This window comes from Phenylobacterium sp., assembly GCF_035309685.1.
Lineage (GTDB): Bacteria > Pseudomonadota > Alphaproteobacteria > Caulobacterales > Caulobacteraceae > Phenylobacterium.
This window is the reverse complement of the sequence record NZ_DATGEX010000031.1, coordinates 1-25409: the sequence shown is the minus strand read 5'-3', so window position 1 is coordinate 25409 and position 25409 is coordinate 1. Positions and strand designations below refer to the sequence as shown.

The 25409-nt window shown below is 69.6% G+C and carries 27 protein-coding genes; 17 read left to right on the top strand and 10 right to left on the bottom strand.

From position 1 onward, the window contains the following. Nucleotides 1–30: 30 nt before the first annotated feature. Entirely contained in the window at nt 31–168 is a 138-nt protein-coding gene (locus VKQ35_RS09575) for an entericidin A/B family lipoprotein (protein WP_324360927.1), read from the top strand. A gap of 65 nt (nt 169–233) precedes the next feature. On the opposite strand, the gene VKQ35_RS09570 is transcribed toward VKQ35_RS09575, so the two are convergent. Continuing rightward, nucleotides 234–1040 carry a protein-glutamate O-methyltransferase CheR gene (locus VKQ35_RS09570; RefSeq protein ID WP_324360925.1) on the bottom strand — a complete coding sequence of 269 codons (807 nt, stop codon included), beginning with the start codon at nt 1038–1040 and terminating at the stop codon, nt 234–236. Then, nucleotides 1037–1429 (bottom strand): response regulator, encoded by a 393-nt coding sequence (locus VKQ35_RS09565; RefSeq protein WP_324360923.1) that lies wholly within the window; start codon nt 1427–1429, stop codon nt 1037–1039. Before VKQ35_RS09565 ends, VKQ35_RS09570 begins: the two co-directional genes overlap by 4 nt. 143 nt (nt 1430–1572) lie before the next feature. Here VKQ35_RS09565 and VKQ35_RS09560 point away from each other — a divergent pair, with 143 nt between their 5' ends. The 4 genes from VKQ35_RS09560 to VKQ35_RS09545 are packed head-to-tail and all read left to right on the top strand — an operon-like array spanning nt 1573 to nt 5015. Then, on the top strand, nt 1573–2574 hold the full coding sequence (locus tag VKQ35_RS09560; protein ID WP_324360922.1) for a hypothetical protein: 1002 nt from the start codon (nt 1573–1575) through the stop codon (nt 2572–2574). Next, the gene (locus tag VKQ35_RS09555) at nt 2571–3500 is read left to right on the top strand and encodes a hypothetical protein (protein WP_324360920.1); all 930 of its coding nucleotides are present in this window, start codon (nt 2571–2573) and stop codon (nt 3498–3500) included. Before VKQ35_RS09560 ends, VKQ35_RS09555 begins: the two co-directional genes overlap by 4 nt. Before the next feature lie 4 nt (nt 3501–3504). Then, on the top strand, nt 3505–4449 hold the full coding sequence (locus VKQ35_RS09550) for a hypothetical protein (protein ID WP_324360918.1): 945 nt from the start codon (nt 3505–3507) through the stop codon (nt 4447–4449). 41 nt (nt 4450–4490) lie between these two features. Then, nucleotides 4491–5015 carry a hypothetical protein gene (locus tag VKQ35_RS09545; RefSeq protein ID WP_324360916.1) on the top strand — a complete coding sequence of 175 codons (525 nt, stop codon included), beginning with the start codon at nt 4491–4493 and terminating at the stop codon, nt 5013–5015. Nucleotides 5016–5034: 19 nt separating this feature from the next. Here VKQ35_RS09545 and chpT read toward each other — a convergent pair whose 3' ends face one another. Continuing rightward, a complete protein-coding gene (gene chpT / locus VKQ35_RS09540) occupies nt 5035–5685 on the bottom strand; it encodes a histidine phosphotransferase ChpT (RefSeq protein WP_324360914.1) in 651 nt (216 codons plus the stop codon). 117 nt (nt 5686–5802) lie between these two features. Between chpT and cysQ the strand changes: the two genes are divergently transcribed. Next, nucleotides 5803–6561 carry a 3'(2'),5'-bisphosphate nucleotidase CysQ gene (gene cysQ, locus VKQ35_RS09535; RefSeq protein WP_324360912.1) on the top strand — a complete coding sequence of 253 codons (759 nt, stop codon included), beginning with the start codon at nt 5803–5805 and terminating at the stop codon, nt 6559–6561. Nucleotides 6562–6568: 7 nt separating this feature from the next. On the opposite strand, the gene VKQ35_RS09530 is transcribed toward cysQ, so the two are convergent. The 3 genes from VKQ35_RS09530 to VKQ35_RS09520 form a co-directional block, all read right to left on the bottom strand. Continuing rightward, nucleotides 6569–6823 carry a hypothetical protein gene (locus tag VKQ35_RS09530; protein ID WP_324360911.1) on the bottom strand — a complete coding sequence of 85 codons (255 nt, stop codon included), beginning with the start codon at nt 6821–6823 and terminating at the stop codon, nt 6569–6571. 96 nt (nt 6824–6919) lie between these two features. After that, nucleotides 6920–7597 (bottom strand): Fe2+-dependent dioxygenase, encoded by a 678-nt coding sequence (locus VKQ35_RS09525; protein ID WP_324360909.1) that lies wholly within the window; start codon nt 7595–7597, stop codon nt 6920–6922. A 2-nt stretch (nt 7598–7599) separates the two neighbouring features. After that, complete coding sequence (locus VKQ35_RS09520; protein WP_324360906.1) at nt 7600–10101, bottom strand: TonB-dependent receptor; 2502 nt, start codon at nt 10099–10101, stop codon at nt 7600–7602. A 121-nt stretch (nt 10102–10222) separates the two neighbouring features. On the opposite strand from VKQ35_RS09520, the gene VKQ35_RS09515 reads away from it, so the two are divergent. The 7 genes from VKQ35_RS09515 to VKQ35_RS09485 all read left to right on the top strand — a co-directional run bounded on the left by VKQ35_RS09515 (nt 10223) and on the right by VKQ35_RS09485 (nt 18502). Continuing rightward, a complete protein-coding gene (locus VKQ35_RS09515; protein WP_324360904.1) occupies nt 10223–11086 on the top strand; it encodes an enoyl-CoA hydratase/isomerase family protein in 864 nt (287 codons plus the stop codon). Between the two features lie 42 nt (nt 11087–11128). Continuing rightward, complete coding sequence (locus VKQ35_RS09510) at nt 11129–12319, top strand: acyl-CoA dehydrogenase (RefSeq protein WP_324360902.1); 1191 nt, start codon at nt 11129–11131, stop codon at nt 12317–12319. Between the two features lie 97 nt (nt 12320–12416). Continuing rightward, a complete protein-coding gene (locus VKQ35_RS09505) occupies nt 12417–14765 on the top strand; it encodes an ATP-binding protein (protein WP_324360900.1) in 2349 nt (782 codons plus the stop codon). A 66-nt stretch (nt 14766–14831) separates the two neighbouring features. Further along, nucleotides 14832–15203, top strand: a complete 372-nt coding sequence (locus tag VKQ35_RS09500; RefSeq protein WP_324360899.1) for a c-type cytochrome — start codon at nt 14832–14834, stop codon at nt 15201–15203. Nucleotides 15204–15337: 134 nt separating this feature from the next. Then, nucleotides 15338–15790 (top strand): cytochrome c, encoded by a 453-nt coding sequence (locus VKQ35_RS09495; RefSeq protein WP_324360897.1) that lies wholly within the window; start codon nt 15338–15340, stop codon nt 15788–15790. 34 nt (nt 15791–15824) lie between these two features. Continuing rightward, nucleotides 15825–16748, top strand: coding sequence for a cytochrome c (locus VKQ35_RS09490; RefSeq protein WP_324360895.1), 924 nt, complete (start codon nt 15825–15827; stop codon nt 16746–16748). A gap of 77 nt (nt 16749–16825) precedes the next feature. Next, complete coding sequence (locus tag VKQ35_RS09485; protein ID WP_324360893.1) at nt 16826–18502, top strand: MFS transporter; 1677 nt, start codon at nt 16826–16828, stop codon at nt 18500–18502. Here VKQ35_RS09485 and VKQ35_RS09480 read toward each other — a convergent pair. The 3 genes from VKQ35_RS09480 to VKQ35_RS09470 all read right to left on the bottom strand — a co-directional run bounded on the left by VKQ35_RS09480 (nt 18499) and on the right by VKQ35_RS09470 (nt 21838). Beyond that, entirely contained in the window at nt 18499–19806 is a 1308-nt protein-coding gene (locus VKQ35_RS09480; protein ID WP_324360891.1) for a dipeptidase, read from the bottom strand. The two genes, VKQ35_RS09485 and VKQ35_RS09480, sit on opposite strands and share 4 nt — an antisense overlap. A 52-nt stretch (nt 19807–19858) precedes the next feature. After that, the gene (locus VKQ35_RS09475; protein ID WP_324360889.1) at nt 19859–20884 is read right to left on the bottom strand and encodes a phosphotransferase; all 1026 of its coding nucleotides are present in this window, start codon (nt 20882–20884) and stop codon (nt 19859–19861) included. A gap of 69 nt (nt 20885–20953) precedes the next feature. Beyond that, nucleotides 20954–21838: an NAD(P)-dependent oxidoreductase gene (locus VKQ35_RS09470; RefSeq protein WP_324360886.1), complete on the bottom strand. Its 885-nt coding sequence runs from the start codon at nt 21836–21838 to the stop codon at nt 20954–20956. Between the two features lie 143 nt (nt 21839–21981). Between VKQ35_RS09470 and VKQ35_RS09465 the strand changes: the two genes are divergently transcribed. Genes VKQ35_RS09465 through rsfS form a run of 3 tightly spaced genes read left to right on the top strand, consistent with a single transcriptional unit; the run spans nt 21982 to nt 24385 of the window. Continuing rightward, nucleotides 21982–23274, top strand: coding sequence for a glutamate-5-semialdehyde dehydrogenase (locus VKQ35_RS09465; RefSeq protein WP_324360884.1), 1293 nt, complete (start codon nt 21982–21984; stop codon nt 23272–23274). Between the two features lie 37 nt (nt 23275–23311). Beyond that, the gene (locus VKQ35_RS09460; RefSeq protein WP_414692331.1) at nt 23312–23899 is read left to right on the top strand and encodes a nicotinate-nucleotide adenylyltransferase; all 588 of its coding nucleotides are present in this window, start codon (nt 23312–23314) and stop codon (nt 23897–23899) included. A 54-nt stretch (nt 23900–23953) separates the two neighbouring features. Continuing rightward, nucleotides 23954–24385 (top strand): ribosome silencing factor, encoded by a 432-nt coding sequence (gene rsfS / locus VKQ35_RS09455; RefSeq protein ID WP_414692330.1) that lies wholly within the window; start codon nt 23954–23956, stop codon nt 24383–24385. 4 nt (nt 24386–24389) lie between these two features. Here rsfS and VKQ35_RS09450 read toward each other — a convergent pair whose 3' ends face one another. After that, nucleotides 24390–24674, bottom strand: a complete 285-nt coding sequence (locus tag VKQ35_RS09450; RefSeq protein WP_324360878.1) for a DUF2061 domain-containing protein — start codon at nt 24672–24674, stop codon at nt 24390–24392. 155 nt (nt 24675–24829) lie between these two features. Here VKQ35_RS09450 and VKQ35_RS09445 point away from each other — a divergent pair. Continuing rightward, the coding region (locus VKQ35_RS09445; protein ID WP_324360876.1) for an amidase family protein at nt 24830–25409 on the top strand (580 nt) is incomplete at its 3' end.

Below are 25409 nucleotides of genomic sequence, written 5' to 3'. Positions count from 1 at the left end.
GGGGCAAGTTTACACCCCCGGAGAAACCCCATGCGTAAGATCGTTCTGCTCGCCGTCCTCGCCGCCAGTCTGGCCGTCTCCGCCTGCAACACTGTTGCCGGCGCCGGCAAGGACGTCTCGGACGCCGGTCACGCCGTGACCAACACCGCCGACGACGCCAAGCACTAGCTATTCCAGACTTGAAGTCGGAGAGCCCCGTCGCGCGAGCGGCGGGGTTTTCTTATGCGCCTTCGCTACGCCGCCCGGGCCGTGGCGGGGCGGCCGTGGAAGCCGGGGCGGTCGGCGATGGGGCTTAAGCAGGGCGCGGTCTCGCCGGCGCCGAGCACCAGCCAGCCGCCGGGCTTGAGGGTCCGTTCGAGGTTGCCGAGCACCCGGGCGCGGGCGTCTTCCAGGAGGTAGCCCATCAGGTTGCGGCAGAGCACGACGTCGAACTGGCCAAGCCGGCTCAGGTCCTCCATCAGGTTGACGCGCCGCCAGCGCACCATCTGGCGCACCCGCGGCGAGAGCGCGAAGCCTTCGTCCAGCCCCTCGAAATGCCGCACCAGGCGGCGGGCGGAAAGTCCGCGCTGCACCTCGAACTGGCTGTAGACGCCCACCTGGGCCTTCTCCAGGCGCCGTTCGCAAAGGTCCGAGGCGAAGACCTCGATCGTCACCCCGGCCGGCGCCTGTTCCTCCAGCGCCATGGCCAGCGAATAGACTTCCTGGCCCGTGCCGCAGGACGCCGCCCACAGGCGAAGGGTGTCGCCCTGCCGCCGCATGGCCAGGTCCGGCAGGATCTCGCTGACAATCTGGTCGAAGGTCTCCGGATCGCGGAAGAAGGCGGTCTCGGCGGGTGACATGGCCTCCACCGCCGCCCAGGCCAGCCGGTCGTCGTCGCGGTCGCGGATCGCCACGACCAGATCGTGCACCGACGAAAAGCCCTCGCGCCGCGCCACCGGGGCCAGCCGGTTCTCCAGCAGATAGGCCTTCTCCGGGTCGACCTTCAGCCCCGCGCGCTCGGCGCAAAGGCGGGCGATGAGCTCGCGGTCCTGCGGGGTCACAGCGCGCCCGCCAGCATCAGTTTGGAGGCCACGATATCCCCGTCGAAGGGCTTCATGATGTATTCGCAGGCGCCTTCGTCCAGCGCCTGGCGGATGCGGTCGAGGTCGTTCTCCACCGAGCAGAAGATCACCTTGGGCGCCTCGCCGCCGGGTTCCTGGCGCAGGCGGCGCAGGAACTCGATCCCGTTCATCACCGGCATGTTCCAGTCGAGCAGGACGACGTCGGGCATGGCCGTGCGCACCCAGGCGAGCGCCTCGGCGCCGTCGCCGGCCTCCGCCACCTCGAAGCCCAGGTCCTCCAGGATGCGGCGCGCGACCTTGCGCACCACCCGGCTATCATCGACGACCAGGCACAGCTTCACGCCCGTGGCGGAGTCGCTCTTAACCATGCCTAGGTTCTCGCCCCGGGATGGTTAAGGACCGGTGAGGGGAACCGCGGCGCGCCTCGGCGAACGGGTTATCTTTGCGGTCGCGCCGGGGCGAACCGCCGCTATAGTCAAAGGCGACTGCACGAAGACGCGGAGTGGCGCGGATGGCCGGGCTGAGCCGGAGGCTGGTGGGAATTGCGGGCGCGGCCGTGCTGGCGGCCATGTGGGCGGCAAGCCCGGCGTTCGCGACCGGCGTCGAGCCGGCGCAGGCGACCAAGGCTCCGCCGGCCGTGGGCAACGTCAGCGGCGTCACCGTCACGGCGCCGGAGAAGCCCAACCCGCTGGTCAACCCTGAGAGCCAGTTCGTGCGCGGCCATCTGGCGGAGAACCGCAACCAGCAATACGCCCGCTTCCGCGACCCGATCTGCGTGCGGGTGCTGGGTCTGCCGCCCGAGTTCGACGCCTTCATCGCCAAGCGGGTCGTGGAGCTGGCCGAGGAAGTGAAGGCGCCGGTGGATCCGTCGCCGGCCTGCACGCCAAATGTGAACGTGATCTTCTCACCCAAGCCCCAAGCCCAGCTCGATGACATCGCCAAGCGGCGCGACGTCCTGTTCGGCTATTTCCTGAAGGCCGAGACCAAGAAGGTGACGACCTTCACCCGGCCGATCCAGGCCTGGTACCTGACCCGGGCCCGCGACACGCTGGGCAACAACATCCTGGAGCTGCTGGAAACCCCGCCTTGCGTCGGCTCCGGCGCGCCTGGTGCGCCGCCCTGTGACATCAAGGCTCCGGCGGTGATGGGCAAGGCGGGCAGCCGGCTCGGCAACGACATGAGCACCGAGCTGGTGCATGCGCTCATTCTGGCCGACGCGACCAAGGTGGCCGACGCCAAGATCGGCGCGGTGGCGGACTATGTGGCGGTCCTGGCGCTCGCCCGCTGGCAGGGGCTGGAGCACTGCAATGCGCTTCCGACGATCCTCAACCTGATGGCGGACGGCTGCGAGGCCGACGCCATTGCCGAGGCCGCCACACCCGGCGACCTGGGCCTGCTCGAAGGCCTCTACACGGTGAACCCGCGCGAATCCGGCTCGCAGCAGCGGATGACCATCGCTGGCCGGATGGAGACCGCGGTCAAGAAGGATGCGGCCGAGGGGGACCGGCGGTGAGCCGCGCCGGCGCTGGCATCCTCGCCGCGGCGGCCGTGCTGCTCGCCGCCCCGGCGCTGGCGACCGGCGGTCCGCCTGAGAAGGCGCCGCCGTCCGGCACGGTCAGCGGGGTGACGGTCACCGGCGAGAAGCCCGATCCGCTGGTCGACAAGACCACCCAGTTCGTGCGCCAGCACCTGCCGGAAAACGTCTTCACCGACCAGTATCCGCGGTTCCGCGACGCGGTCTGCGTGCGGGTGCTGGGCCTGCCGCCGGAGTTCGGCGCCTTCATCAAGGCGCGGGTGATCGCGGTGGCCGATCAGGTCCGCGCGCCGGTGGCCAGGGCCGGCGACTGCACGCCCAATGTCAACATCGTCTTCAGCCCGACGCCCCAGGCGCAGATCGACGACATCTACCGCCGCCGCGACATCCTGCTGGGCTTCCGCTTCCACTCGCAGGTCAAGCGCGTCACCACCTTCGACCGGCCGATCCAGGCCTGGTACCTGACCCGCACGCGCGACGATCACGGGGAGAGCTTCCTGGAGGTCGAGAACGCACTGGTCTCCTGGGCCGAAAAGCCGGCCGGGCGCGCCGGCAGCCGCCTGTCGCACGGGGTCAGCGCCGAGGTGGTGCATAGCCTGGTCATCGCCGACGCCAACAAGGTCAGCGACGCCAAGATCGGCGGGGTCGCCGACTATATCGCCGTCCTGGCGCTTGCGCGGTGGACGCGCCTGGAGCGCTGCAACACCCAGGTCTCGACAGTGCTCAATCTATTGGCCGACGGCTGCGACGCCGACAACCGCCCCGAGGCCGCGACGCCCGCCGACCTGGCCCTGCTGACCGGGCTCTATTCCGTCGATCCGCGGGAGGATGGGGCCGCGCAACGGGCCTCCATCGCCAGCGCCATGCGCAAGGCCAGCGACGCGGCCGCCACTTTGGAGAGATGAGCCGATGAAAAGCCTGTCCTTCGTCCTGACGGGCGTGGCCGCCGCAGCCCTGCTCGCCGCGAGTTCCGCACGCGCTACGGGCGGCGACCCCGCACCGGCGGCGAAGACGGCCGGCTCCAGCCTGAGCGGCGTCACGGTGACGCCGGCCCCGAAGGCCAACCCCCTGGTCGATCCGACCACCCAATATGTGCGCGAGCATCTGCCGGAAGGGCCGCACGCCCTGCAGTTCCCGCGCTTCCACGACGAGATCTGCGTGCAGGTGCAGGGCCTGCCGGCGGAGTTCGACGCCTTCGTCGCCAAGCGGATCGTCGAGCTCGCCGCGGAGGTCCGGGCGCCGGTGGCCAAGGCCGCGGACTGCACGCCCAACGTCAATGTGATCTTCAGCGCCCATCCTCAGGCGCAGCTCAGCGATATCGCCAAGCGCCGCGACATCCTGATCGGCTACCAGTTCATGCCGCAGCTGCAGCGCCTGTCGAAGGTCACCCGCCCGATCGAGGCCCGCTATGTCACCCGCACGGTGGGCGACAACGGCCGCAGCCAGCTCGACGTCTGGGACCCCGACCGCTTCGACCCGGCTCAGAACAAGGAGCCGCCTTCCGGACGGGCCGGCAGCCGCCTCGCCAACGGCATGAGCGCCGAGATCGTGCACAGCCTGATCCTGGCCGACGCCAACAAGGTGGCGGACGAGAAGATCGGCGCGGTGGCCGACTATGTGGCGGTGCTGGCGCTCGCGCGTTGGCAGGGGCTGGCGCGCTGCAACGCGATCCCGACCATCCTCAACCTGATGGCCGACGGCTGCGACCGCGAAGGCGCGCCGCAGGCCGCGACGCCACAGGATATCGCCCTGCTGTCGGGGCTCTATTCGGTGGACCCCCGCGAATTCGGCACGCAGCAGCGCGCCAGCATCGCCAGCGCGATCCGCAAGGCGAGCGCCGCCGAGGCGCACTAAGGGCTAGCCAAGCCTGCAGATGTAATTTACATCTGTAGTTTATGATCTTCCGCAAACCCCAGCGCACGCCGCCGGCCGAGGGCCTGGTTCTCACCATCGACACCGGCGGCAACCCGGCGCGCGCGAAACTGTTCCGCCAGCTGCAGGACCTGGGCATCGTCGCCCTATTGCTGGCGATCGCCAGCATCCCACTGTCCGAGGGCTACGCCGCCTGGTCGACCAACCGGGGCCTGCGCAAGGAATGGATCGCGGCGGGGAAGGCCTGTCCGGTAGTGGTGGCGCTATCGCCCGCGGCGCGCGGGGCCAAGCCGCCCCGGCCCTTTGTCTACAAGGGCGTGGGCTTCGCCTTCCAGATCGGCGACGTCGCCTGCGCGCCGGTGCCGGAGAAGAGCCTGTTCACCAAGGTCACCTTCCCGGTCTGCCAGTTCGACGCGCCGGGCGGGCTCGCAGTGACGGCCGGCGGGCGCACGACCTATTTCGAGCCGGGCATCGGCCACGGAGCGACCGTGATGGTCCACGCCGGAAAGCCGCCGAGCTGCGTCATGCTGGCGGGCGTCCACGACTGAGGCGCGCCCCTCTCGGAGGTTAGGCCGGGATCGTCGCCGCCAGCGTGACCTTCTCTTCGGCCACATCGGCGAACACGCGGCCGCCGGCGTCGGTGACGAAGAGGTGGACGTAGCGGGCCTGGACCCAGTGGCCGTGCAGGCCCTCGCCCGGGCCCTCGCCCAGCAGGCCGCCCAGCACCTCGGGGCGCAGCCGCGCACGCGGGCCGACAGCCTCGATGGCGATGGCGATGGATGAGCCTTCCTCGACCGCGCGCACCCGGGCGCTGCCGCCGGTGGGCAGCGCGGCGCCGGCGATCTGGGCGAGGTTCAGGAGCGTGCGGGCCGCCGGCTTGTTGACGCCCGCCAGCTCCACCTGCCAGTCGAGTTCGGCGCGCATGTGGGAAAAGACCCCGCGGGCGAGCTTTTCCAGCTCGCGGGTGTCGAAGGTCTCCGCGGAGGCCGAGGCGCCGAAGGCCACCCGGGTAAAGGCCAAGAGGTCCGCCAGTTTGCGCGCCGAGGTCCCGATCAGGCCCATGGCGTCCTCGCGCATGTCCTGCGCGGTCGGGTCTTCCAAGAGGTCCAGGCCCGAGACGATGGCGCTCGCCGGGCTGATGAAGTCGTGGCACATCCGCGCCGCCAGATAGGCGGCGAGTTCGGCGGGACGGATCGGGGCGGCTGTGTCGGGAGTCATGGAGGGCGCTTCGCTCATGGCGCGGGACCTTGTCGTGATTTGAGTCTTTGGAAAACCGTTGTGGGTCCGTAAGACAGCCCGCCCTCCAAAGCATTAAGAGGGTCGAACGAGGCAGGCATGAACGATATCGGGGCCGAGCTGGCCGAAATCTGCGAGGCGGCCGCGGCGCTCATCCTGCCGCTCTGGCGCTCGGGCCTGGCGGTGACCCACAAGGCCGACGAGAGCCCGGTGACCGAGGCCGACCAGAAGGGCGAGGCGCTGATCCTCAAGCGCCTGGCCGAGCGCTTTCCCGACATTCCGGTGATCTCGGAGGAGGACGCGTCGGAGTTCGGCACTCCCGACGCCATCGGCCCGCGCTTCTTCCTGGTCGACCCCCTGGACGGCACCAAGGCCTTCGTGCGCGGCGACCCTCACTTCACGGTCAATATCGGCCTGATCGAGCACGGCCGCCCGGTGGCCGGCGCGGTGACCGCGCCGCCGTCCGGCGAGAGCTGGTACACGTCCGGCGGCCAGACGCTGAAGCGGCTGGCGGGCGTCGCGGCCCACCCGGTGCGGGCCAGGCCCTGGCCGAAGGGCGCGGCCATCGCGCTCATCAGCCACACCATGAAGCCGGAGACCGCCGACAAGCTCGCCGCCGAATATGGCTTCGACATCCGCCAGCCGATGGACAGCTCGATCAAGCTTTGCCGGATCGCCGAGGGGACGGCGGACATTTACCCGCGCCATGGGCCGACGATGGAGTGGGACACCGCCGCGGGGCACGCGGTGCTGGAGGCGGCCGGTGGGCGGTTCACGACGCCGGAGGGCGAGCCATTCCTCTACGGCAAGGCGCAGGACGGCTTCAAGAACGGCTGGTTCGTGGCCAGAGGCGCCTAGGCCCGCGCTAGATCTGCTTCGGGGCGTTCCAGTCGCCGGTGGCGGCCGGCGCCGAGGCGGTGATTTCCGAAGCGGGCGTCGGGGCCGTAACAGCCGCGGTCGTCTGCGTCGCGGGCGTCAGGCCCATCACGTTGGGCGGGCCCAGGATCAGGTAGCCGCCGAAGCCGGCCAGGAAGGCCAGGACCGCCAGCAGCAGGAACGGCCGCACGAACTCCAGCAGCGACAGCGGGCGTGCGGGAAGGTGAAAGTCGGCGGCGGTCATCGTTCGAGCTCCTGCTGGACTCTACGGATGACCAACACCGTCAGATGCGTTGGGTTGCCGGAAGCTTAACCGTGTTACGCGAAAAAGTGACGCCGTTCAGACGTCCGCCCACATGCGCAACAGGTTGTTGTAGGTCCCGGTCAGGCTGACCACGGCGGGGTCGCCCTGGCCGACCTTAAGGCTCATCGCCTGGATGGCGTTGTCGAGGTCGTGGAGCAGGCTGCGCTGCGCGTCGGCGCGGACCATCGACTGGGCCCAGAAGAAGGCCGCCCAGCGCGAGCCCCGGGTGATCGGGGCCACCCGGTGCAGGCTGCTCGCCGGATAGAGGATCATGTCGCCCGCCGCGAGCTTCACCGCGTGCTCGCCATAGGCGTCCTCGACGATCAGTTCGCCGCCGTCGTAGTCGCCGGGATCGCTCAGGAACAGGGTCGCCGAGACGTCGGTGCGGAGCCGCACGGGTCCCGCAAAGCGGATCGCGTTGTCCACGTGGGTGTCGAAGGCCATGCCCTCGTCGTAGCGGTTGAACAGCGGCGGGAAGACCCGAAGCGGCAGGGCGGCGGAGACGAACTGCGGATTGCGGCCGAGGGCCGTCAGGATCATCTCACCCAGTTCGCGCGCCGCCGGGGCGTCCTCCGGGACCTGCAGGTTGCGCTTGGCCAGCGCCGACTGCTCGCCCGCCGTCACCCGCCCATCGACCCAGGCCTGGGCGCTGAGCGTCTCGCGGCAATGGGCCACCTGGTCGGGGGTGAGCACGCCTTCGATGTGCAGCAGCATGGCTAGAAGCTCGCGCCGACGGAGAAGATGATCGTGCGGCCGGGCGAGGGGGTGGCGCGCGTGCCGAACACCTGGGTGTAGTTCAGCCGGTCGGCCAGGTTGTAGCCGTTGACGGCGAACCGGTAGGGGCCGGCCTTGTAGCTGGCGTAGGCGTCGAAGGTGAGGTTCTCCGGCGCTTCGGCGATCCTCAGCGCGGTGAGGTCGGTGCGGTCGGTGAAGCTGACGCTGCGGGCCGTGTAGCCGAGGAACTGGCGGCTCTGGTAGGTGACGTCGCCGCCGACCGACAGGCCGTCGATCCAGCTGGAGAGGTCGTAGGTGGTGAACAGGCTCGCCGAGTGCTTCGGCACGAACACCACCTGCTGGCCGATGGCCACGGTGTTGACCACGGGGATCGCGGCGGCGACGCCGACCGGGCAGACGACGGCGGTCGGGGCGCCCATGGTGGTCGTCGGGACCGCGCAGTTGGCGAACGACTGCTTGATGCGGTCGTCGAGGTAGGTGTAGCCGGCGCTGACCGTCCAGGCGCCCGTGACCTTGCCGGTAAGGCCGAGCTCGAAGCCCTTCACCTCCTGCCGCTCGCCGGACTGTGCCTGCAGGAAGCCGGTGGCCGGATCGGTCTGCAACGCATTGTCCTTCCTGATGTCGAAGGCCGCCGCGGTGAAGGCGAGGCGGGTGTGCGGGATCTGGACCTTGGCGCCCACTTCCTCGATCTCGCTGTCTTCGGGCGCGAGGTCCTTGGTGGTGACCGTGAAGGCCGCAGCGGCGCCTACGACCGAGGTCCCCTGCGGCGTCTGCGACTTGCCCCAGGAGACGTAGTAGGTCTGGTCGGACGCCGGCTCCCAGACCAGGCTGACCCGCGGGCTCTTCAGCGTCGGCTTGACCTTCAGGCTTGAGGTCCCGGCGTTGAAGAAGGTGGAGTCCAGGTCGGCGGCATAGGCGTCGACGCGGTAGCTGCCGATCACCGATAGGGTCTCGTTCAGCCAGAAGCGGTCGGTGACGAAGATCCCGGCGTCGGTGGACGACCCGTCGCTCTTTTGCGTCGCGCTCCCCAGCGTGTTGGTGAAGAGGGTCACGCCGCTCACCACCGTGGTGCAGTTAGCGGTGGCCGAGGGGCAGGCGATGTTCTGGCCGGGGACCGCGCGGAACACGGAATAGCCCGCCGGGAAATTGGGGTCCGGGTTGACCAGCGGCCGCGGGATCGCCGGCCGGGTCGTGAAGCCCGCCGGCAGGACGTAGGCGAAAATCGTCTTGTCGTTCTCCTGCCGCGAGACATCGAAGCCGCCGATCAGCTGGTTCCTGTGACCGGCGACGTCGTGGTTGAGCGTCACCGTCGAGATGTTCTGCAGGCCCCAGGCGTCCATGTCGTAGGGGCCCTGGCCGCCGTTGCCGCCGAAGGCCTCGGTCGCCGGATCGCCGTCGAACAGGGCGGCGGTGCAGGCCGCCGTGCACTGGTCGAGCGTGGAGTACTGGAAGTAGCGGGAATAGATGGCGTAGCGGGTGTCCGATGTGATCGTCACCTTGTCGTTCACGTCGTGACTGAAGCGCACGGTCAGCATGTCGGTGTCCGACCGGTCGATATCGTTGCGGTAGCCCAGGAAGCTCGAACGCTCGACGCCCACGCCGTATTCGGTGGCGGGCAGGGCGATGATGTCGCCGGGCTTCTGCACCACCACGACGCCATAGTCCGGCCGCTGGTGGTCGTGCTGGTGCAGGTAGCTGACCGACAGGCGATTGTCGGTCCCGATGCCGAAGCCGGCGGTCAGCGCCGCGCCCCAGCGGTCGGAATAGATCAGGTCGCGGTCGACCACGCCGGTGGAGTTGCCCATCAGGGTGAGACGCACCGCCGAGCTGTCGCCGATCCTGCGGTCGATGTCGGCGAGCGCGCGGTAGTAGCGGCCGCCGCCCACATAGCCGTCGACGCTGGTGAAATCGTCGAGCCTGGCCTGTTTGGAGATGGTGTTGATCGCCCCGCCGGTCGTCCCGCGGCCGAACAGGGCGCCGGACGGGCCTTTCAGCACCTGCACTTCCTCGTAGTTGAAGCTGTCGCGGGTGTAGGCGCCGAAATCGCGCAGGCCGTCCACATAGACGTCGTCCTTGGCGTCGAAGCCGCGGATCTTGAACTGGTCACCGGAAAGCGTGCCGCCTTCGCCGATGGCGATGGTGATGCCGGGCACGTTCCGAAGCGCGCCCTCCAGGCTGGCGATCCCCTGGGCCTTCAGCTGCTCGCCGGTGACCACGCTGATCGCCTGGGGTGTGTCCTGCAGGCTGGACTGCAGGACGGCGAGGCCGGTGGCGTGGTCCAGCAGGCGGTCGGATCCGGTCACGGTGACGCTGGAGACGGTGACGCCCGCGTCCGCGTCGGCGGTGGTCTCGGCGGCGGTGTCGGCCGCATGGGCGGCGCCGCACAGGCTCGCGACGCCGGCCATGGTCGCCAGGCCCACCCGCGCCGGCCGCGCCGGCCGCGCCCTGCGATAGGCGACCACGCCGAACACCCCGCTATGCATCGCTCGTCCCAACTCTCTATCTGCAATTGAGAATCGTTCTTAATTGTAGAGTTGCGACTTAGCAATGAGAATGAGTTGCAACTGAGATCCCGAGGATTCGACGCCCGGGCGGATCGGCGCGATGCTCTGGAAAACGAGCCCGGACAGCGAGGAACGCGCCATGGCCTATGAAGCCGTCGACTATCAGACCATCACCGTGGAGCGGCGCGGCCACGTCGCCATCCTGACGCTGAACCGGCCCGACCGGCTCAACGCCATCAACCGCGAGGTGATGGCCGAGGTCCCCGCAGCCGTGGCGGCGCTGAAAGCCGACGACGAGGTCCGCGCCCTGGTGGTGACCGGCGCGGGGCGGGGCTTCTGCGCCGGAGCCGACCTGATGGGCGCGGGCCAGGCGATCAGCGGCACGGCGCCGGAGCCGAAGAGCCAGTTCGAGCGGCTGGACGAGATGGGCTGGGTCGGCCGCTGGGCGATGATGTGGGCCGATTTCGACAAGCCGGTGATCGGCGCGATCAACGGCGTGGCGGCGGGCGCCGGCATGTCCACCGCGCTCGCCTGCGACGTCCGCATCGGCTCCGAGCACGCCCGCTTCAAGACTGTCTTCATCGAGCGCTCGCTGTCGCCGGACAGCGGCATGAGCTTCTTCCTGCCGCGCATCGTGGGCTACGCCGCCGCCGCCGACCTGATCTTCACCTCGCGCGCGGTCGGCGCCGAGGAGGCCAAGACGCTGGGCCTGCTCAACCGCCTCGTCCCCGCGGCCGAGCTGATCGACGCCGCGGTCGCCTATGCGAACGAGATGACCCGCTGGCCGCCGATCGCCATGCGCGCCGCCAAGCGGGTGCTGCAGCACAACACCGAGGCCGAGCTGGAGGCGGCGCTGCGCTACGAGACCGCCGGCCTCTATTACGCCCGGCGCGCGCCCAACGACGTCAAGGAGTCCCGCGCCTCGTTCATGGAGAAGCGCGATGGCGTCTACACAGGCACCTGAAATCCGGCCATAAGCCCCGGCATTCTTTCTGGAGACATTTTCATGGCCCTCGACACCGCCGCCGAGCAGAAGACCTACCGCTGGGAAGACCCCTTCGACCTCTCCTCGCGCCTGTCGGAGGACGAGCGGATGATCTGGGAGGCGGCCCGCGCCTATGCCCGCGACAAGCTGCTGCCCCGCGTGGTCTCGGCCTATGCCGAGGAGCGGTTCGACCGCGAGATCATGACCGAGATGGGCGCGCTGGGGTTCTTAGGTCCCACACTGCCGGAGAAGTACGGCTGCGCCGAGGTCAACCACGTGGCCTACGGCCTGATCGCGCGTGAGATCGAGGCGGTCGACAGCGGCTACCGCTCGGCGATGAGCGTGCAGTCGTCGCTGGTCATGTACCCGATCTACGCCTTTGGCTCGGAAGAGCAGCGGATGAAGTTCCTGCCCGGCATGGCCAAGGGCGAGATCATCGGCTGCTTCGGCCTGACCGAGCCCGACGGCGGCTCCGACCCGGCCTCGATGCGCACGACCGCCAAGAAGGTCGCCGGCGGCTATTCGCTGTCGGGCGCCAAGATGTGGATCACCAATTCGCCGGTCAGCGACGTGGCGCTGGTCTGGGCCAAGCTCGACGGCGTGATCCGCGGCTTCCTGGTGGAGCGCGGCGCCAAGGGCTTCGAGACGCCGAAGATCCAGAACAAGCTCAGCCTACGGGCCTCGGTCACCGGCGAGATCGCGTTGGACGACGTCTTCGTGCCCGAGGACATGATGCTGCCCAACGTCAGTGGCCTGCGCGGCCCGTTCTCCTGCCTGAACAAGGCGCGCTACGGCATCGCCTGGGGCGCCATGGGCGCGGCCGAGTTCTGCATGCACGCGGCCCGCGACTACACCTCCAGCCGCAAGCTGTTCGGCCGGACGCTCGCTTCGCGCCAGCTGGTGCAGAAGAAGCTCGCCGACATGTCGACGGAGATCGCGCTCGGCTTCGAAGGCGCCCTGGCGCTCGGCCGGATGATCGACGAGGGCGCCTGGGTGCCGGAAGCCATCTCGATGATGAAGCGCAACAATTGCGGCAAGGCGCTCGCCATCGCCCGCGAGGCCCGCGACATGCACGGCGGCAACGGCATCTCGGGCGAGTACCACGTGATGCGCCACGCGGCGAACCTGGAGACGGTCAACACCTACGAGGGCGCCCACGACGTCCACGCCCTGATCCTCGGTCGCGCCATCACCGGCGAAAACGCCTTCTAGAAGCGCCCACCGAACCGCGTCATCCGGCCGCCGCAGCGGCCAAGGGAATGTTTACGACTGGCCGTTACGGTCCGCTCGCCCTCGGGGGGAACCGTACATGGCCGGAAAAAGCGCGTCAGGCGCGGCCAACAAGGCTGAGATGATCCGCTGGCTGTTCGAGAACAGCCGCGATCTCATGCAGGTCATCGGCGCCGATGGCCGCTTCAAGCTCGTCAATGGCGCGTGGAAGGTGCTCACCGACTGGGATGAGGCCGACCTGATCGGCGAGCGCGCGCTGGACTTCCTGCATCCCGAGGACATCGCGGTCGTGCGCGACCACATCCGCGGGCTCGCGCCCGGCGAGGTGGCCGAAAATCCCATGCGGGTGCGGCGCCGAGACGAGACCTGGGGCTGGTTCGCCTCGCGCACCCAGAAGATGCCCGACGGCGAACTTATCGTGACCATGCGCGACGCCACCGAGGAGCGCGCCCGCAGCGAAGAGTTGGAGGAGACGCGGCGCCTGCGCCGCGAGCTTTCGGAATCGGCCGGCATCGGCACCTGGCTCTACGAGCCGCTGGACGACCGTATCGAGTGGTCTCAGGACCTGCTCGGCCTCACCGGCTTCGACATCGAGGACATCGACGCTCCCGAGAAGTTCTATTCGCGGGTCCACCCGCGCGACCGCGAGCACACCCGCGCCCTGATGGCCCACGCCGTCATGACCGGCGAGGGGACGACGCTCGAGCACCGGATGAAGGTGGGCGGCCGCTGGACGCACTGGCGCGCCACCTTCCGCACCCTGCCGCGCGCCGGCGGGGTGTTCGCGCTCAAGGGCATCTCCGAAGAGATCACCGAGCTCGCCACCGCCCGCGACGCCGCCCGGCGCGGCGAGCTGAAGATGAAGAAGGCCCAGCGCGACGCCGAGGCCAACGCCCAGCGCCTCGCCGTCGCCCTCGAAGCCGCCGAGGCCGGGGTCTATGAGATCGACCACGTGTCGAAGAGCTTCTGGGCCTCGCCGGAATTCGTGAAGATCACCGGCCAGGACAACGCCACCTATCAGGAAGCCACACAGCTGCGCTTCCCGGGCTTCCACCCCGACGACCTCGACCACGTCCGCGAGTCGTTCCGCCGGCTGCACACCGGCAATAGCCAGGCCGGCGCCTTCGACGCGCGCATCGTGCGCGCCGACGGCGAGACCCGCTGGGTCCGCATCTCGCACCACCTGAAGGTGGGCCGCAACGGCCGCTGGCTGAAGGCGGTGGGCCTGATCCAGGACTTCGACGAACGCAAGCGCCAGGAGATCGCGCTCCTGGAGGCGCAGCGCGCCGCCGAGGCCGCGGGCGAGGCCAAGTCGGCCTTCCTGGCCAATATGAGCCACGAAATCCGCACCCCGATGAACGGGGTGATGGGCGTGCTGCACCTGCTCAAGGGCGAGAAGCTCACCGAGGAGGGCCGCCACATGCTGGAGGAGGCGCTCTCCTGTGGCCAGATGCTGGCCGAGCTGCTGAACGACGTCATCGACTTCTCCAAGATCGAGGCCGGGCGCCTGGAGCTGGCCGACGAGCCGCTGGATCCGCGCGGCGTCGTCGAGGGCGTGGTGCGCCTGTTGCGACCGCAGGCCGACGCCAAGGGCCTGCTGCTGCGCCTCGACGCCGACGCGAACCTGGGCTGGGTGCGCTCCGACCCGGTGCGGTTGCGCCAGGCGCTGTTCAACCTGGTGGGCAATGCGGTGAAGTTCACCGAGCGCGGCTCGGTGACGGTGCGCTGCACGAGCCCCCGCGCGGGCTTCCTGCGCTTCGAGGTGATCGACACCGGGGTCGGCATTCCGGCGGAGGCCCAGGACCGCATCTTCCAGCGCTTCGACCAGGGGGACGCGTCCACCACCCGCAAGTTCGGCGGCTCGGGCCTCGGCCTGGCGATCACCAAGAAGCTGGCCGAGATGATGTCCGGCGCCGTGGGCTTCTCCTCCGAGGAAGGCCTGGGCTCCAACTTCTGGCTGGAGATCGAGGCGCCGGTCACCGAGGCGGTGGCCGAGACCTATGAAAGCCTGGAGCCGGTGCTCGACGGCCTGCGCGTGCTGGTGGTCGAGGACAACGCCACCAACCGGATGATCGCCACCAAGCTTCTGGAAAGCCTTGGGGCGCAGGTCGCCACGGCGGCGGATGGGTATCTTGGCGTCGAGGCCGCGCAGACCGGCGACTTCCACCTGATCCTGATGGACGTGCAGATGCCGGGAATCGACGGGCTGGAGGCGGCGCGCCGCATCCGCGCGCTGGGCGGCGCCGCGGCCGAGACCCCGATCGTGGCCTTGACCGCCAATGTGCTGGCCCACCAGCGGCGGTCCTACCTGGACGCGGGCATGGACGGGGTGGTCGGCAAGCCGATCTCGCCCGGCACCCTGCTGCGCGAGATCGCCCGCCTGAGCGCGCCGGCGCCGGGCGAGGCCGAGGTCGCGCAGGTCGCCTAGCGAAGGCGCCTTCCAGGCCGACGGTGAGCGATGCTAGTGGTTCCGGCGACCCATGCCGGAGTTCCCATGCTGAATCGAATCGCCGCCGCCGCTGTCCTCTTCACCGCCGCTTCGCTGGCCTCGGCCGCCGCCGCGCAACCGGCCGCCGCCCCGCCGCTGTTCGCGGTCTGCCAAGCCTGTCACGAAAGCACCGCCGGCGCCGCGCCGTCGGTGGGCCCGAACCTTTTCGCGGTCGGCGGGCGCAAGGCCGGGACGGCCAAGGATTTCGACTATTCCGACGCCATGAAGAATTCGACGATCGTCTGGAACGCCGACACGCTGACCGCCTTCATCACCGATCCCAACAAATCCATCCCCAACAACAAGATGGACTATTCCGGCGCCGACGCGGCCACCGCCAAGCAGATCGCAGACTACCTGATGACCCTGAAGCCCTGAGAAGGCCTCGCGCGTCGGCATTTTCGAATTTTCGGTACGGCCCGCTTCCGCTAGGCCAAGCCCCTTGTCGCGTCCGCGCGGTCGCGGTAGGTCGCTGACATAGCGGAATAACTCATGTTGCTGGGAGCTTTGGGATGACGCGCGCTTCGACTGTTCTTTTGGCCGCGAGCGGCGCCTGCCTGGCGCTGAGCATGGCTTTCTCGGCTGTCTCGGCCGGCAATCCCGTGGAAGACCGCCAGGCCACGATGAAGGCGGTGGGCCAGTCGATGAAGGAAGCCGCGGCGATCAACACGCCGGCGACCTTCGACGCGGCCAAGGCCAAGGCCCTGATGGATGGCGTCGCCGCCAACGCCAAGAAGCTGCACGGCCTCTATCCGGCCGGCAGCGGCGCGGACCCGAAGACCGAGGCCGACCCGAAGGTCTGGGAAAACAAGGCCGACTTCGACAAGCGCCTGACCGAGATGGCGACGCTTGCGTCCACCGCCGGCAAGGCGGCCGACGCCGCCGCCTTCAAGCCGGCCTATGCGGCGGTCGGCGCGACCTGCAAGAGCTGCCACGACGTCTATCGCATGAAGAAGAAGTCCTGAGCCTTAGGCGACGGCGGCCCAAAGGGGGACGATCATGCGGCGGATTCTGATCTGGCTCATCGTGCTGGTGGTGGTCGGCGTTTGCGCCGGTCTGTTCATCACCCGGCCGCAGAAACTGCCCGCCTCCGAGCTCGCCGCCGGCTATCACCCCGACGTCGCCAACGGCCAGCTGATGTTCACCGCCGGCAACTGCTCGGCCTGCCACACCGCGCCCGGCCAGACCGACCGCACCCAGCTGGCCGGCGGCCTGAAGCTGAAGTCGCCGTTCGGGACGTTCGTCACGCCCAACATTTCGCCGGACCCGAAGTTCGGCATCGGCGGCTGGACGGAGGCCGAGTTCCTCAACGCCATGAAGCGCGGCACGGGTCGCCACGGCGAGCACCTCTATCCGGCCTTCCCCTACGCGTCCTACAGCCTGATGAAGACGTCGGACGTGCGCGATCTCTTCGCCTATCTGAAGACCCTGCCGGCCGTCGCCAGGCCGACCGCGCCGCATGAGCTGAAGTTCCCCTTCAACATCCGGCTCGCGGTCGGCGGCTGGAAGCTGCTCTATTTCCATCCGCACGAATTCGCCGCCGATCCGAAGAAGTCGGCGGCCTGGAACCGGGGCATGTACCTGGCCGAGGGCCCCTCGCACTGCGCCGAGTGCCATACGCCGCGCAATGCGCTGGGCGGCATGGAGACCGACAAGCTCTACGCCGGCGCGCCGAACCTCGAGGCCGGCGGGCGCTTCGCCTCCAACATCACCCCGCACAAGGACGGACTTGGCGACTGGAGCGCCCAGGACATCGCCGACTTCCTGAAGTCGGGGACCGACAAGTGCTTCAACGAGCCGGACGGGATGAAGGAGGTCATCGCCTCGACCTCGAAGCTGCCCGACGCGGACAACGCCGCCATCGGCGAATACATCCACGCCCTCCCCGCCGTCGCCGGCAACCCCAAGCACAAGACCTGCTGAGGGATAGGTCCGAACTCTTCCAACCGCTCGGCAACGAGTGCTAATCCATCCCCACACGAACCGGGGGAGATGACGGCATGGCGGAGATCGCGGTGGATGGGGTTCCGGTCCCGGCCAGTTCCGCCAGCCTGCGCACCGTCGTCGCCGCCTCCGCCACCGGGGCCACCTTCGAGTGGTACGATTTCTTTGTCTTCGGCAGCCTGACCCAGGTCATCTCCAAGACCTTCTTCTCCGGCCTCAACGACACCGCCGGCTATATCGCCGCCCTGGCGCTGTTCGGCGCGGGCTTCGCGTTCCGCCCGGTCGGCGCGCTGGTCTTCGGCCGGATCGGCGACCGGGTGGGGCGCAAGGGCGCCTTCCTGGTGACCGTGGCCCTGATGGGCGGCGCGACGGTCGCCATCGGCCTTCTGCCCAGTTACGCGACGGTCGGGATCACCGCGCCGATCCTCCTGCTGCTCATGCGCATCCTGCAGGGCTTCGCGCTGGGCGGTGAATACGGCGGGGCGGCGACCTATGTTTGCGAGCACGCCCCCGCCGACGCGCGGGGCCGTTCGACCAGCTGGGTGCAGACCGCCGCCGCCTTCGGCCTCTTCGGGGCGCTTCTGGTGATCCTGGTCACCCGCCTTTCGCTGGGCAAGCTGTTCGGCCCGACGGCCTTCGACGCCTGGGGCTGGCGGATCCCGTTCCTGCTGTCGTCGGCCCTGCTGGCGGTCTCCGTCTTCATGCGCATGAAGCTGACCGAGAGCCCCGAGTTCGCGGCCATGAAGGCGGAAGGCGGCCAGTCGACGGCGCCGTTCGCCGAGGCCTTCGGGCAATGGAAATACCTCAAGGTCGTGCTGATCGCCCTGGTCGGCATCATGTTTGCCCAGGGCGCCGTCTGGTACACGGCCTTCTTTTACGTCCAGACCTTCATGGAGAAATTCCTCAAGGTCGAACCGGCGACCATCAACCTCTTGATGATGGTCATCGTGGCGCTCTCCGCGCCGTTCTACGTCTTCTTCGGCTGGCTCTCCGACAAGGTTGGGCGAAAGCCGATCCTGCTGTTCGGCATGGTCCTGATGCTGCTCGCCTACTTCCCCGGCTTCCACATGCTGGCGAGCGCGCTCAATCCGGCGCTGGCGGAGGCGACGGCGGCCTCGCCGGCCACGGTGATCGCCGACCCCGCCGACTGCTCCCTGCAGTTCGATCCTGTGGGCAAGGCGTCGTTCACCTCGTCCTGCGACATCGCCAAGAGCGTGCTGGCCAACGCCGGGGTCTCCTACATCAACCAGGCCGGGACGCCGGGGCAGGCGGCCATGGTGCGGGTGGGATACGCCACGGTCGATTCCCTCGACGCCCGCAACCTGCCCAAGGACGTCGCCAAGGCGATCAAGACCAGCGTCGAGGTGAAGATCAAGGAGGCCCTGGTCCGCGCCGCTTATCCGGCCAAGGCCGATCCCAAGCGGATCAATTTCCCCGCCGCGATCGGCATATTGATGGTCTTCGTGGTCGCCTCGACCGCGTTGTTCGGACCGATCGCCGCCTGCCTGGTGGAGCTGTTCCCGACCCGCATCCGCTACACGGCGCTGTCGCTCCCCTATCACATCGGCACCGGCTGGGTCGGCGGCTTCGTCCCTTTCACCGCCTTCGCTATCGTGGCGGCCAAGGGCGATATCTATTCCGGCCTCTGGTATCCGTTCGCCTTCACCCTGCTCGCTGCGGTGGTGACGATCTTCCTGCTGCCGGAGACAAGGCGCCGGTCGCTGCACGACTAGCGCTTGGCAACGCCGTCCAGCTCGGCGATCGTCGCTTCCGAGGGCTGCGTGGTCTGTAGGCGTTTGGCCACGGCCTCGGTTTCTCGCAAGGCCCGCAGCAGGTTGCCGCCGGCGAGCTTGCCCAGGTCCTCGTCGCTCCAGCCGCGGCGGGCCAGTTCGACCAGCAGGACTGGGTATTTGTCGACGCCATCGAGGCCGTCCGGCGTATCGGGGACGCCGTCGAAGTCGGAGCCGATGCCGACGCAATCGACGCCGCAGGCCTTGCGGATCTGCTCGATATGGTCGGCGACCTGGGCGAGCGTCACCCGCGGCTTCGGGTGCGCGGCCTCCCAGGCGGCCATGGCGGCCTTGCGCCGGTCGGGCTGGCCGGTGAACAGGCTCGCCTCGCGCGCCGTCTCGGCGGCCTGGTCGGCGTTCCAGCGCCGCCGCGCGTCCGAAACATAGCCGGTGGCGAAATTGGCCATCACCACGCCGTGGTTCCTGGCCACGAGCGCCAGGACGTCGTCCGGCACATTGCGCGGATGGTCGCTGAGCGCCCGCGCGCCGGAGTGCGAGAAGATCACCGGCGCCTGGCTGACCGTGATGGCGTCGCGCATGGTCTCGGCCGAGACGTGGCTCAAATCGACCAGCATCCCCAGCCGGTTCATCTCGCCCACCACGGCCTTGCCGTAGGGCGAAAGCCCGTGGTGCAGCGGATCGTCGGTGGCGGAATCGGCGAAGTGGTTGTCGGTGAAGTGCGCGAGCGTCATGTAGCGCGCGCCCAGCGCATAGTAGGCGCGTAGCACCGCCATGGAGTCGTCGATCTGGTGGCCGCCCTCCACCCCGATCAGGGAGGCGACGCGGCCCTCCTTGTGCAGGCGCACGATGTCGTCGGCGGTGTAGGCCATGCCAAGATCGCCCGGATAGCGGGCGGCCAGCCGCTTGACGATGTCGATCTGCTCGATGGTGGTCTGCACCGCGGCCGGGCCCGTGATGCTGACCGGGATGTAGACGCTCCAGAACTGGCCGCCGACGCCGCCGGCGTGCAGGCGGGGGATATCGGTCATCAAGCCGCCCTGGCTCTCGCCGCCGGGGACCGGCGCAGCATGGCTAAGGTCGGACTTCATGTCGAAGACGCCGGTCTTCTGGGCGAAGCGCTCGCGCACCTCCCACGGGAAGTCGTTGTGGCCGTCGATGAGCGGGGTCTTCGCCAGCACCGCGGCGACGCGGGCCTTAAGCTGCGTCTCGGTGGGTTGGGCGAGCGCGGCCGACCCCGCCATCAGAGCCACGCCAACCGCCAAGCCGAGCACCCGATATCCGCGCATCGCCATCTCCCCAACCGTGGACGGACAATGCCCGCGCGGCGGGCGCCGTCAATCAGCCTTGTGGTCCGGCGGCCAGTTGCGTGAGCGCGGCGGCGAATTTGGGCGCCCGCAGGCCTTCGAGCGCGGCGGCCAGGCGGGCCTTGCCGTAGGTCACCCGGTTCTCCCATTCGAGCATGGCGAACCGGCCGGTGCGCAGCCTTTCGTGCAGGTCCGGCAGGCTGGGGCCCGCCAGGGTGCGGTCGGCGAGGCTTTCGCCGGGCCGCTCGGCGGCGGCGGTGGCCAGGAAGATCACGCCGGTGAAGACGTGGTTCACCAGCCGCATCACCTCGAACCGGGCGCGCTCCTGCGGCTCCGGGGAGCGGCGAAAATAGGTGGTGAGCAACTTTTCCTCGCCGGCCGCATCGCGGGTGAACCAGTTGGCAAGCGTCGCCAGGTCCACGTAGCGGTCCGCCAGGAAGGCGGCGTCCCAGTCGACCAGCCACAGGCGTCGCCCGTCGTAGACGACGTTGCCGGGATTGAGGTCGTTGTGGCTGGAGACCAGGTCTCCCGGCCGCGTGCGATAGGCGCCGCGCAGGTCGGCGAAGCGGGCGAACAGCTCGCCGGTGGCCAAGGTCTCCAGGACGTCCAGAGCCAGGAACTGGCCGACCATGTCGTTCAGACCGTCGAGATAGTCGGCCAGCGGCGGGAAGGCCGGCGTCTGATGCAGAAGCCGCGCGCTTTGGGCCAGTTCGACGATCAGGGCGTGACCGGCGGCCGGGTATTCCTGCAGCGGGACGGGCGTCACGTGGTCGATGACCGCCACGCCGTCGGCGGGCTCGGCGTAACGCACGCGCGGGGCGAGGCACGCCTGAGCGGCGATACGCATGCAGGCGTAGCTGCGGGCCGGGTCAATGACCGCGTGCTGACCCGCCTCGATCTTCAGCACATAGGGGATGCCGCCGACGCGGATGCGCCAGAGGCCGGCCCCGCTCAGGCCGCCGGAGAGCGGTGTGGCGCTGTCGAGCTCCGCCGTGCCGAACGCCGCCCGCAGCGCGCGGTCCACCGCGGGCCGCAAGACCTCGGGAATGGGATTGGACATGGGCGGCTCCGGACGCGGGCCGCTCTTTTACCCGGATAAAACCTTCCGTCAATATTGCCCGGGTAAAAATCACCGGGCGATCGGCAGGACCTCGGTCTCGACCCCGGCGGTCTCCAGCGCCGCCTGTTCGTTCCGCCAGGCCGGGTTGGTGACCAGGCGCGCCACGCGCAGGCCCTGGGCAGCCAGCGCCGCCAGGTGCTCGACGCTCTGCGGGCCGGTGCGTTCCGCGTCGCGCCGCGCCAGCGCCAGGACGTCGGCGTGGGCGGCCTCGTCGCAGACCAGCACATCGGCCGAGGCGAGCGTCCGCGCCGCCCGCAGGGTCAGGAGGTCGGCGGGGCCGCGCGCGTCGACGAACTGCACCATGCCCGCGCCCGGCTCGTCGCGAGCCAGCGCCGCCAGCAGCAGCTTGGCCGCGCCGGCCTTGTCGCCGCGCGCCGCGGCCTCGGCGGCGGGGCCGGTGAGCGCGGCGCGGAGGAAGGCGCGGCGGCGGTGCGGATCGGGAAGCGCCGCGCGAACCTCGTCCTGCAAGCTGGCGAACAGGGCGGCGATCCGCCCGGCGCCCTCCGGCACCCGGGCCTCGATGTCGTGGCGCAGCAGGGTCGCCAGCATGGGCGAGGCGCCGCCGGTGCCGATGGCCGCCACCACCTCGCCGCGGTCGATGACGGCCGGGGTCGTAAAGTCGCAGAGCGCCGGGCGGTCGACGACATTGACCGGCACGCCGGCCGCTCGCGCCGCGCCGGCCGCGGACGCCGCGAAGGCGTCGTCAGGGCTGGCGATGAAGGCGAGCGCCGCGCCGGCGTAGGCCTGCGGGTCCAAGGCCTGCGCCCCGTCCAGCCGCCGGATGGTCGCGGGCGACCCCTCGAACAGCCGGACCTTCGCCTGCGCCGCCTCGCCCGCGCCGGCGATGACCACGGTCTTGCCGGACAGCGGGAAGAAGGCGGGGAAGGCGTCCATGGCGGGCTTTTACGCCGCGTCGGCGGGCGTGGCCACGCTCCGTCCCACGCTCCGTTCACGGCGCATCCGACGCATCGGCTCTGGCCCTGCGCCCGGCAATGCGGCTAGGTAAGGCTCAGATTGAGCATATGGGCTCCTGACCAATGGACGATGCGGGCGCGAGCTTGCCACCTGCAAGCTTGACAGGGCAGATGAGCGCAATGGGACGCGGGGCCCGCGAAGCCGCCGCGGTCCTGCGTCTGGGCGATGCGGCGACGCGCACCGCGGCGCTCAAGGCCATGGCCGCCGCCATCCGCGCCGGCGCGCCCGAGATCCTCGCCGCCAACGCCCGCGACGTGGCCGACGCGACGGCATCGGGCATGGCGGGCGCCATGGTCGACCGCCTGCTGTTGGACGCGGCCCGCATCGAGGCCATGGCCAGGGGCGTCGAGACCGTGGCGGCGATCCGCGATCCGCTCGGCGCCGAACTCGACCGCTGGGACCGGCCCAACGGCCTCGACATCGCCCGTATCCGCACGCCCATCGGGGTGATCGGCATCATCTACGAGAGCCGGCCCAACGTGACCGCCGACGCCGCCGCGCTCTGCCTGCGGTCCGGCAATGCGGTGATCCTGCGCGGCGGCTCGGAGTGCCTGGCGACCAACCTCGCCATCCACGCGGCGGTGGCCAAGGGCCTGGCGGCGGCCGGCCTGCCGGAGACCTGCGTGCAGATCGTGCGCACCGCCGACCGCGCCGCGGTGGGCCTGATGCTGACGGGACTGGAGGGCGCCATCGACCTGTTGATCCCGCGCGGCGGCAAGGGGCTGGTGGCGCGGGTGCGCGACGAGGCGCGGGGCGTCGCGGTGCTGGGTCACCTGGAGGGGCTGGTGCACGTCTTCCTGCACGCCAGCGCCGATCTGGCGAAGGCGACCGCCATCGCGGTCAACGCCAAGATGCGCCGCGTCTCGGTCTGCGGCGCCGCCGAGACCCTGCTGGTCGACAGCGCCGACGCCCAGCGCCTGCTGCCGCCGGTGGCGAACGCGCTGCGCGAGGCCGGTTGCGCCCTGCGCGGCGACGCCCGGGCCCGCGCGCTGGTCCCGGGCATGGCCGAGGCCACCGAGGAGGACTGGCGCACCGAATACCTCGCCCCGATCCTCAGCGTCGCAGTGGTGGATGGCGTGGAGGGCGCGGCGGCTCACATCGCCAAGTACGGCTCGGCGCACACCGACGCCATCGTCGCCGAGGATGGCGCGGCCGCCGAGCGGTTCGCCGCCCTGGTCGACAGCGCCATCGTGCTGATCAACGCCTCGACCCAGTTCGCGGACGGCGGCGAGTTCGGCTTCGGCGCCGAGATCGGCATCGCCACCGACCGCCTGCACGCGCGCGGGCCGGTGGGCGCGGAACAGCTCACAACCTACAAATATGTGGTCCGCGGGACCGGCCAGACGCGTCCCTGAGGGGGGACGCCCAGGCGCGCTCAGGCCCGGATTCCATCTGAGTCCCGGCCTGCGCGTCGGCCTCTATGGCGGATCCTTCAATCCCGCCCACGAAGGCCACGCCCACGTGGCCGAAACCGCCAAGCGGCGCCTGCGGCTCGATCGGGTGATCTGGCTGGTCTCGCCGCAGAATCCGCTGAAGTCGCGCGACGAGACCGCCGACCTGGCCGAGCGGATGGCCGGCGCGCGCTCCCTGGCCAAGGGGCCGGGCATGATCGTCTCCGACGTCGAGACCCTGCTCGGCAGCGCCTACACCATCGACACGATCCGGGCTTTGAAGGCGCGCAATCCGGGCGTGAAGTTCGTCTGGATCATGGGCGCCGATAGCCTGGCGAGCTTCCACCGCTGGCGCGGCTGGACCCAGATCATGCGCGAGGTGCCGGTCGCTATCGTCTCGCGGCCGTGGATTTCGCTGAAGAGCCGGTTTTCGCCCGCCGCCCAGCGATTCGCGCGCTTCCGCCTGCCGTCGACCGCGGCGCTGCGCCTGGCGGACACCCGGCCGCCAGCCTGGATCTTCCTGTTCGGCCGCTTCAATTTCCAGAGCTCCACGGCGCTTCGTGAACGGCTGAAGCGGCTCGCCGGCTGACTGGAGGCCTTCGGCGTGCTAGGGAGAGCCTTGCGAGGATAAAGGAGCACCCCGCTGGCCCGTGAAGCTGCGCCCCGTGCGCGGGGAGGCAAGACGCCTTCCGAAGACCCATCGAAGCGTATCCAGGCCCGCATCAGCGCCCTGGAAGACATGATCCTGGCGCGTCTCGACGACGACAAGGCGCAGGACGTCGTGTTCATCGACCTCAAGGGCAAATCCGCCGTCGCCGACGGTCTGGTGGTCGCCTCCGGGCGGTCGCACCGCCATGTCGGGGCCATGGCCGACCACCTGCTGCGCGCTCTGAAGGACGAGGGCTACGGCCGCGCGCGCGTCGAGGGCCTGCCCGCCTGCGACTGGGTGCTGATCGACACGGGCGACGTGATCATCCACCTCTTCCGCCCCGAGGTGCGCAGCTTCTACAACATCGAGAAGATCTGGTCGGTCGACAGCCCGCACCGCACCCAGGCCGCCGGTCAGGTCGTCTGAGGCGCTAGGCCGCCTGCTCGGCCACCGCCGGTTCGATCACCGAAGGTTCGAGGGCGGGCGCCTGCGCGATCTTGTCGGCGCGGCCCCAGGGCACCGCGGCCCAGATGCGCTCGTGGCCATAGAACAGCACCACCTTGGTGAAGGTCTCCACCGAGGCGATGGACGCGGCGAACACCAGCCGGCCGGTGACGAAATAGCTGATCACGAAGGTGTCGATGCTGCCGACCATGCGCCAGCTGACAGCCTTGATGAACGAGCGCGAATGAGCTTCGGGCGCGCGGAATAACATCGGTCTCGTCCCTTGTTGCCCGCCACCATAGGCACGGGCGCGGCTGTCCCCGCAGTCAAATCATCGCGACCACGCCGATAGGTTTTCTAAGCAATCGCGGTCATGGACAGGCCGCCGCGCGGATGCTCCCCTTGTCGGAGAATGGAGATTTGAGCATGTCCGAGACTCTGAGCCGCGACACCCTGGACGCCTCGGCGACCGACCTGACAGCCGCGCTGGCGGCCCGCCGCGTCAGCGCGCTGGAGCTGGCCGAGGAGGCCATCGGACGCATCGAGGCCCGCGACAAGGCCATCAACGCGGTGGTGGTGCGCGACTTCGAGCGGGCCCGCGAGGCCGCCCGCGCCGCCGACGCGGCCCTGGCCCGCGGCGAGCGCCGCCCGCTGCTCGGCCTGCCGATGACGGTCAAGGAAAGCCACAACATCGCAGGTCTTGCGACCACCTGGGGCTTCGAAGGCTTCAAGGATTGGATCGCGCCGGCCGATTCCGTCGGCGTCACGCGGCTGAAGGGCGCCGGCGCGGTGATCCTGGGCAAGACCAACGTGCCGCCCTGGCTGGGCGACTTCCAGAGCGGGAACCCGATTTACGGCCGCACGGTCAATCCGTGGGACGCCAGCCGAACGCCCGGCGGTTCATCCGGCGGCGGGGCCGCGGCGCTGGCCGCCGGGATGATCCCTCTGGAATTCGGGTCGGACATCGGCGGCTCGATCCGCAATCCGGCGCATTTCTGCGGGGTCT